The following is an 8,049-nucleotide window of genomic DNA, read 5'->3' on the forward strand; positions in this document are numbered from 1 at the left end:
CCCCGCCCCCCGCGCCCCCCCCCCCGGGGCCGGCGGGCCGCTGGCCTTTCCCCTGGGGCGGGCCCGGCGGCCGGTTCATTCCTACTCATCGAGGAAGCGCGGACATGACCGCCCCACCCGGCTTACAGGCCGAGGACAGGCCCGACTTCGAGCGGGCGCTGCACCAGGCGCTGTGTACGGCGGAGATCCGTGAGGCCCTGCGGCGCAACGGGGCCACCGGGGACGCGGACATCCAACGGCTGCGCGCCCAGGCGCTCGTGGCGAGCGAGCTGATCGCGACGGCCGCCGCGCCCGAATACGCCGCGTACCTCAGGCAACGCGCCGCCGCGGCGACGACCTCGTACACCGTGTCCACCGCGTACTCCGCGTCCACCGCGTCCACCGCGCCCGCCGCATCTGCCCTATCCGGCTCACCCACCCCCTCGGCAGGCGTCCGTGGACTGCTGCCGGTGCTCGCCGTCCTCACCCCTGCCCTGGCCGGCGCCTCGGCCGCGGCCTTTCTGCTCCTCGGCGGGCTGCTGGGGCTCCTCGACTCCCAACGTGAGCTGGCCGACGCACTGTTGACCGCCGGGCTGACCAGCGCGACGATCGCGGCGTTGACTCTGGTGGTGGGGGTGGCCTGCCTGCTCATCACCGCCGTACGCCACCGAACCCCGGCCCCCGACCAGCGCCCGCGCCCGCGTCCTCATGGGCATCCGCGTCTTCACCGGCATCCACCCACACACCCGTCCCACCTCAGGCGCCGGGATGACGCGGCCGTCGCCACGGCCCGTGACGCCTGGCTGAGGGCCCTTCTTCGATCAGATCCTGTTCACGGTGAACTCCTTCTCCGGACAGACCTTCGCCGAGGTGCAGAACGCCTTCTGCCGTCTGGTCGACGAGACCAACGGCCAGGAGCTGGCCCGCTACACCCTGAGCGGCGGCGGCCCGTACACGGCCCAGATCATGGCCAAGGTGCACCGCGCGGGTGGGATGGGCGGAGCGGGCGGGGGCTGGCAGATGTCGGCGATCGGTGCGCCCGCCAGCGGGCGGACGTTCCAGGATCTGCTGCCGGTGCTCGCCTCCCACCTCTGACCTCCCGGTCCCATACGGCCTGTGGCGCGTTTCGCGCCGCCCGAGGGAGAATCTGAGGGTGACCGAGCGAAAGCCACCGGGCATCAGTTTCGAAACGTGGGCCGACCGACAGATCCGTGAGGCGGAGGAACGCGGCGCGTTCGCCAATCTCCGGGGGAAGGGAAAACCCCTCCCCAATCTCGACAGACCCTATGACGATCTGTGGTGGGTCAAGGAGAAGATGGCCCGCGAGAATCTGTCGTTTCTGCCGCCGACACTCGTACTGCGCAAAGAGGCGGAGGACGCGCTCGCCGCTGTGGAGAAGGCGCCGTCGGAGCGGACGGTGCGGGAGATCCTCTCGGAGGTCAATGACAAGATCCGTGAGGCGATCCGGCGACCCCCGCCCGGCCCGCCGCTCAATCTCGCGCCCTTCGACATCGACGAGGCCGTAAGGGCGTGGCGGGAGCGCCGGGACCGCGAGCAAGAAGAACGGGCGGAGGAAGACTGAGCCGGTGGACCGGGGCATACGACGCCCCGGTCCACCCGTAGTCCAGAGCCTCAGGGTCTCCCCGGACTACTCCTCGTTGCCGTACGGCCGAGTGATGATCTCCATGCCATGACCGGCCGGGTCCATGAAGTACAGCCCGCGCCCGCCGTAATGGTGGTTGATCTCGCCCGGCTGCTTCAGATGGGGATCGGCGTAGTACGTGACCCCCTGCTCCCGGATCCGCCCGAAGGCCGCGTCGAACTCCTCGTCCGAGATGAGGAACGCGTAATGCTGCATGACGATCGACTCGCCGGGAATGGTGGCGAAGTCCAGGGTGACACCATTACTGGTCTCCACCGGAACGAACGGACCCCATTCCTCTCCCACCTCGAGGCCGAGGATATTCGCCAGGAATTCCGCGGATTCGTGGTTGTCCAGAGAATGGACGATCGTATGATTCAACTCGACAGACACTGTGGAATGCCTCCGTAAGGCAATCTCACGGACACCTCCATGCCTCACCCAGCCGGTGACCGACACGCGATGCCGTACTTCCGATCGTAGGCGCCGACGCCTACAGCCGTCGAGGGCCGGCCCCAGCCCCCCTCCCCCTCAGCTACAACCGCCGGGATCCCCGTCCGCGGACCCTTTCCGCACGGCCGCCACGCTGAAGATCCCGCCCTCCGGGTCGCGCAGCGCCGCGATGCGCCCATAGGGAGTGTCGGCCGGCAGGGAAATGACGCCGCCGCCGAGCTCCGCGGCGTGTTCGGCGACCTCGTCGACGTCCTTCACACAGAAGTAGACCCGCCAGCGGGGCCGGACGTTCGGGTCCGGGGCGGACTCGATGGCGCCGCCGCGCAGCCCCGCGACGGCCTTACCGTCGATATGGAGGACCACCCGGTCGTGTTCGAAGCGGACGTCGCAGCGCTCCCGCCCCTGGGTGTCCCAGCCGAAGACCTGCCCGTAGAAGAGCGCCGCCTCGAAGGCGTCACGGGTGCGCAGCTCCAGCCATACGGGCGCGCCCGGTCTCCGCTCGCCCCACCAGGCGGAGGTCAGATCGCCCTCCCAGATGCCGAAGTTGGCCCCGTCCGGGTCGGCCGCCCAGGCCACCCTGCCGCTGCCGAACTCAAGAGGCCCGACCGCGACCGTGCCGCCGCGCTCCTGGACGCGCGAGGCCACCTCGTCCGCGCTGTCCGCCGCGAAGTACGTGGTCCAGATGACCGGCAGGCTCACCCCCGCCGACGGGGACGAGGCGCCGATGCCGACGGTCGGTACGCCGCCCTCGGTGTACGCGATGGTGTAACGGCCGTGCCCCTGCCGGGTGGGGCGGAAGCCCCAGCCGAAGAGCTCTCCGTAGAAGTGGTGCGCGCGGTCCAGATCCGCTGCCATCAGACTCACCCAGCAGGGCGCGCCCTGGACAGCACGGAACCTCTCCCGCAAGGCCGCTCACCTCACTCATATCCCTGGGGCGCCACAGACGTCCCACAGGCAGCCGTCACCGCTCGGGCTTCATGCCCGATATCTACACTTTCCTCCGATTTCGCGGCCCGCGCCACCTTGGCGCCCACCGGCGCGTTGATGCCCACCCGCGCGCCCTCCGGAGTGCCCGCGCGTGCGCCCACCGGTGTGCCCCCGGAGTGCCCGCGCGGGGGCGGCGCATACGCTGTTGTGGCGCATCACACCGGGGCGCGTCCGGCATCGGAGCACGGCCACCCGGGCACGGCAGGGCAGTATTGCGCCATGTCGAATCTCCGCTCAAACATCGTCGCCTGGCTGGGCCGCAAGTACTTTTCGAGAATTCAGAAGAACGGCTTCGACTTGTCCAAGATGTCGTTCCTCCCGGACGCCACACTGGCACCGATGAGGCGCGACGGCCTCGACCCGATCGCCGATCTGTCCCGAACCAGGGCAAAGGAACCCATCAGCAAGATATGGCTGCCTTTCGGCATCAATGCCTGGCTTGTCACCGGATATGACGAGACCAAGGCGGTGCTCGGAAAGGCGAAGGGCTTCAGCTCCGATTTCACCAACCTCGCGGAACGGAACATCGGCGTCGCCCCGCAGCAGAATCCGGGAGGTCTCGGCTTCAGCGATCCACCGACGCATACGAGACTGCGACGCCTGCTGACGCCCGAATTCACCATGCGGCGGCTCAGCAGGCTCACCCCGCGCATCCACTCCATCGTGGAGGAGCGCCTCGACGAGATGGCCGCGGCCGAGGGCCCGGTGGATCTCGTACAGGCGTTCGCGCTTCCCATTCCCGCGCTGGTCATCTGCGAACTGCTCGGTGTGCCGTACGAGGACCGCGATGACTTCCAGCGCCACAGCACGGCGCGGTTCGACCTCTTCGACGGGGCGAACGCCTCCCTCGGCGCGATGTCGGACTCGCTCTCCTATCTGCACGGGATCGTGCGGAAGCAGCGCGAGACGCCCGGCGACGGGCTGCTCGGCATGCTGGTGAAGGAGCACGGCGACGAGCTCGACGACCATGAGCTGGCCGGGCTCGCCGACGGGGTGCTGACCGGCGGCCTGGAGACGACCGCGAGCATGCTGGCGCTCGGCACGCTGGTGCTGCTCCAGGCTCCCGAGCACTTCGCCGCGATACGTGACCAGGACGATGTCGTGGACCCGTTCGTGGAGGAGCTGCTGCGCTATCTCACCGTGGTGCAGGTGGCCTTCCCGCGGTTCGCCCGCGAGGACATGGAGATCGCGGGCACCCGGATATCCGCCGGTGATCTGGTGCTGTGCTCACTGAGCGGGGCCAACCGGGACGAGAAGCTGGGCCCGGACATGGAGCGGGTCGATCCGCACCGGCAGGCCCCCTCTCACCTGGCCTTCGGCTACGGCATCCACCGCTGCATCGGCGCCGAGCTGGCCAAGATGGAACTCCGGGCCGCCTACCCCGCGCTCGTACGGCGGTTCCCGGAGATGCGGCTCGCGGTACCGGCGGAGAAGCTCTCGTTCCGCAAGCTCTCCATCGTCTACGGCGTGGAGGAGCTGCCGGTGCTGCTGAAGTAGCCGAGCCCGGGGAGGGGACGGGGCGAACGGGAGGGACAGGAGGGGCGGGGGGCCGGAGGGGTGGGAGGGTATCGGGTACCGGGAGGGGTATCGGGTATCGGGTATCGGCGGGTAGCGGGAGGGTATTCAGAAGCGCTCGACCAAGTGCTCGCGCTCACGCGGGGGCTCGTACGACGCCGGCCAGAAGTCGGTGATGGTCTGGATCCGGCCGTCCGCCGAGGCGGTGAAGAAACTGATCGCCTGCGTCTCCTCCTCGTCCACGCTGAAACTCACCCAGGAGACCGCCTGATCGCCGTCGGTGATGACGCGCTCGACCTCCAGGCTCCACTCGCCCACGTGCTCCGCGTTGAAGCGGACCACACCGTCCCGGCCGAGCACCCGCTCGCGGGTCTGCGGCAGCTCGTAGCGGACGTCGTCGGCGAGAGTGGCACCGAACGCCCGCCAGTCCCTGGCCTGGGCCGTTGCCCAGTACGTCTCCACCGTCGCGCCTATGTCGGCCATCAGCTCCCCCTCGGTGTGCGGCCTGCCATCCATCCCGCCGGGAACGTTATCCACAGGCGCGGGACGACGCCAGCGCGCATGTCGGGGTGCGGCGCAGAATGGTGGGCATGACTGAGAGCACGGAGTCCATGCCGGACTGGGAAAAGCGCTTCCGGGCGCCGCGAGTGGGGCTGCCCGACTGGGCGGAAGACGCCCCGGACCACTCGCTGTTCGTCTCGAACGCCACGGGTACGTACGAGCTGTACGCATGGGACCGGGCCACCGGTGCCCAGCGGCAGGTCACGGACCGGCCGAACGGGACGACCGACGGGGTGCTGTCGCCGGACGGCCGGTGGATCTGGTGGTTCTCGGACACCGACGGCGATGAGTTCGGGGTGTGGCTGCGCCAGCCGTTCAGCGGCGGCGAGGGTGACGAGGGTGACAAGCGCCCGGCCGACGAGCCCGCGACCCCGGGCCTGGAGCCCTCCTACCCCGCGGGCCTCGCGCTGGGCCGCGACGGCACGGCGGTCGTCGGGCGGTCCACCGACGAGGACGGCTCGACCATCCATGTGATGCGGCCGGGCGGCGAGTCCGAGGAGATCTACCGGCACCGCGAGTCCGCCGGAGTGGGCGATCTCTCCCATGACGGGACGCTGATCGCGATCGAGCACACCGAGCACGGCGACGCGATGCACTCGGCGATCCGGGTCCTGCGGCCGGACGGGACGGCCGTCGCGGAGCTGGACGACACCAAGGGCGGCACCGAGGAGCTGGGCCTGTCCGTGATGGGCTTCGCGCCCGTCGAGGGCGACACCCGGCTGCTGGTCGGGCATCAGCGGCGCGGCCGGTGGGAGCCCATGGTGTGGGATCCGACGACCGGTGTGGAGACGGCGCTGGCGATCGACCTGCCCGGTGACGTCGGGGCCGACTGGTTCCCGGACGGATCGGCGCTGCTGGTCGAGCACAGCCATCAGGCCCGCAGCGAGCTCTGGCGGTACGACCTCGCCGCCGGTGAGCTGACCCGCCTGGCGACCCCGGCGGGCACGATCTCGGGCGCCACGGCGCGGCCGGACGGCACGGTGGAGTTCCTGTGGTCGTCGGCCGAGAAGCCGCCCCAGGTGCGGTCGACGAGCGGGCGGTCGGTGCTGGACCCGCCCGGATTCACCGCCCCCGAGTCGGTGCCGGTCAGCGACGTCTGGGTGGACGGCCCCGGCGGGCGGGTGCACGCGCTGGTGCAGAAGCCCGCGGGCGAGGGCCCCTTCCCCACGGTCTTCGACATCCACGGCGGGCCGACCTGGCACGACAGCGACGCCTTCGCGGCGGGCCCCGCGGCCTGGGTGGACCACGGCTTCGCCGTCGTGCGGGTCAACTACCGCGGCTCCACCGGCTATGGGCGGGCGTGGACGGACGCGCTCAAGCACCGGGTCGGGCTGATCGAGCTGGAGGACATCGCGGCCGTGCGGGAGTGGGCGGTGGCCTCCGGGCTCGCCGACCCCGGGCGGCTGGTGCTGGCCGGCGGCTCCTGGGGCGGCTATCTGACGCTGCTGGGGCTCGGGACCCAGCCGGCTTCCTGGGCGCTGGGGCTGGCCGCGGTCCCGGTCGCGGACTATGTGACGGCCTACCACGACGAGATGGAGGCCCTGAAGGCGATGGACCGCACCCTGCTGGGCGGCACCCCGGAGGAGGTGCCGGAGCGGTTCGAGGCGTCATCCCCGCTGACCTATGTGGAGGAAGTGCGGGCGCCGGTCTACATCTCGGCCGGGGTGAACGACCCGCGCTGCCCCATACGGCAGATCGACAACTATGTGGAGCGGCTCGAGCGGCGCGGCACCCCGCATGAGGTCTACCGCTATGACGCGGGGCACGGCTCGCTGGTCGTCGAGGAGCGGATCAAGCAGTTGCGCTTGGAGATCGAGTTCGCTCGGCGTCATCTGGGGTCGGGTCCGCACCCGGCGCCGTCGGAACCGTCGGAGCCGTCGGCTCGGGCGGCGTGATGCCGAGGGCCAGATCGCGGGCCGTCTCGGCCTCGCGGCGGAACAGCCGGAACCACATGAAGACCACGAAGCCCGCGAAGACGAACCACTCACCCGTGTAGCCCAGGTTCTGGAACGCCTTGATGTCGAGCCCGGTGCCCTCCGCCGCCGTGGGGGGCACCGGCTTCAGGGCCCCGGGAGCCTCGGCGGAGGTGACCCAGGCGTCGTACACCTGGTACGGCACCAGATTGACCAGAGAGGCAGCGCTGATCATGCCCAGCTGACCGCGGGGGAGGCCGCCGCTCGTGCTCACCCCGTCGCCGCCCTGGTGCTCGGACGCCTGCAGCGCACCGGTGACGGTCACCTCGCCGGAGGGGGGTGCGGGCACCTTGGCGGTGACCGCCGGATCGTCGGCGTCGCCGGGGAGCCAGCCGCGGACGACGGGCAGCGCCTTGGCGCCGTCCTCGGCCGCGTCCTCGCCCTCACTCCTGCCCCCGCCCTTGGCCCCGTCCTTGCCCTCATCCACGCGCAGCAGAGTCAGCACATAGAAGCCGTCGCGGCCGTCCAGCCGCCGGTCGGGCACGAGGAGTTGATGTGCGGTGTCGTATCGTCCGGTGGCGGTGGCCCGCTCCCCGGAGGTCTTCGCGGTGACCGGCAGCAGATCGCCCAGCGGCCGGGCCGCGGCCTTCCGCGCGGCGGAGGCCTCGTCCTGCTGCTGGTTGTGCGTGTTGACACGCGTCTCGAAGCGGCTGAGCTGCCAGCTGCCCATGAAGAGACAGACCGGGATCGCCAGCAGGGTGAACACGTTGATCACCCACCAGCGGGGCGTCAGCAGAAACCGATACACACCCCCACGGTACGGGCTTCGCGTCCCGGCCCCGGCGGCGGGGCCGCCCCACAGAGCCCCGTGCCGCGGCCCCAGGATGCCCGCAGGGCGCGCCCGGACCGCAGCGGGGGGGCCCGCCCGCCGCGCCCCCCCGCGCGGCGCCCGCGGCCACGGCGAAACGACGATGCCTCGCCCGGCTTCGCTCACAGCGA

The 8,049-nt window shown here is 70.8% G+C and carries 8 protein-coding genes and 1 pseudogene; 4 read left to right on the top strand and 5 right to left on the bottom strand.

From position 1 onward, the window contains the following. Nucleotides 1–85 precede the first annotated feature (85 nt). On the bottom strand, nucleotides 86–631 hold the full coding sequence (locus ACFXB5_RS00660; protein ID WP_385201056.1) for a hypothetical protein: 546 nt from the start codon (nucleotides 629–631) through the stop codon (nucleotides 86–88). Nucleotides 632–798: 167 nt separating this feature from the next. On the opposite strand from ACFXB5_RS00660, the pseudogene ACFXB5_RS00665 reads away from it, so the two are divergent. Together ACFXB5_RS00665 and ACFXB5_RS00670 are read left to right on the top strand one after the other, a co-directional pair. Continuing rightward, a pseudogene (locus ACFXB5_RS00665) lies at nucleotides 799–1,074 on the top strand (TerD family protein); the annotation flags it as partial. A gap of 58 nt (nucleotides 1,075–1,132) precedes the next feature. Beyond that, nucleotides 1,133–1,561 (top strand): DUF1992 domain-containing protein, encoded by a 429-nt coding sequence (locus ACFXB5_RS00670; RefSeq protein WP_385201058.1) that lies wholly within the window; start codon nucleotides 1,133–1,135, stop codon nucleotides 1,559–1,561. A gap of 66 nt (nucleotides 1,562–1,627) precedes the next feature. On the opposite strand, the gene ACFXB5_RS00675 is transcribed toward ACFXB5_RS00670, so the two are convergent. Both ACFXB5_RS00675 and ACFXB5_RS00680 read right to left on the bottom strand, forming a co-directional pair. Then, complete coding sequence (locus ACFXB5_RS00675) at nucleotides 1,628–2,014, bottom strand: VOC family protein (RefSeq protein WP_256651855.1); 387 nt, start codon at nucleotides 2,012–2,014, stop codon at nucleotides 1,628–1,630. Between the two features lie 138 nt (nucleotides 2,015–2,152). Continuing rightward, on the bottom strand, nucleotides 2,153–2,929 hold the full coding sequence (locus ACFXB5_RS00680) for a VOC family protein (RefSeq protein WP_385201060.1): 777 nt from the start codon (nucleotides 2,927–2,929) through the stop codon (nucleotides 2,153–2,155). Between the two features lie 351 nt (nucleotides 2,930–3,280). On the opposite strand from ACFXB5_RS00680, the gene ACFXB5_RS00685 reads away from it, so the two are divergent. Then, on the top strand, nucleotides 3,281–4,558 hold the full coding sequence (locus tag ACFXB5_RS00685; protein WP_201856139.1) for a cytochrome P450: 1,278 nt from the start codon (nucleotides 3,281–3,283) through the stop codon (nucleotides 4,556–4,558). Between the two features lie 126 nt (nucleotides 4,559–4,684). On the opposite strand, the gene ACFXB5_RS00690 is transcribed toward ACFXB5_RS00685, so the two are convergent. Further along, the gene (locus tag ACFXB5_RS00690; RefSeq protein WP_385201112.1) at nucleotides 4,685–5,059 is read right to left on the bottom strand and encodes a nuclear transport factor 2 family protein; all 375 of its coding nucleotides are present in this window, start codon (nucleotides 5,057–5,059) and stop codon (nucleotides 4,685–4,687) included. Nucleotides 5,060–5,157: 98 nt separating this feature from the next. On the opposite strand from ACFXB5_RS00690, the gene ACFXB5_RS00695 reads away from it, so the two are divergent. Beyond that, a complete protein-coding gene (locus ACFXB5_RS00695; protein WP_385201062.1) occupies nucleotides 5,158–7,032 on the top strand; it encodes a S9 family peptidase in 1,875 nt (624 codons plus the stop codon). Here ACFXB5_RS00695 and ACFXB5_RS00700 read toward each other — a convergent pair. Then, nucleotides 6,929–7,858: an SURF1 family protein gene (locus ACFXB5_RS00700; RefSeq protein ID WP_385201064.1), complete on the bottom strand. Its 930-nt coding sequence runs from the start codon at nucleotides 7,856–7,858 to the stop codon at nucleotides 6,929–6,931. The two genes, ACFXB5_RS00695 and ACFXB5_RS00700, sit on opposite strands and share 104 nt — an antisense overlap. Nucleotides 7,859–8,049 lie beyond the last annotated feature (191 nt).

The sequence above is a fragment of the Streptomyces sp. NPDC059455 genome, from assembly GCF_042750115.1.
In the GTDB taxonomy this organism is placed as follows: Bacteria; Actinomycetota; Actinomycetes; order Streptomycetales; family Streptomycetaceae; genus Streptomyces; species Streptomyces endocoffeicus.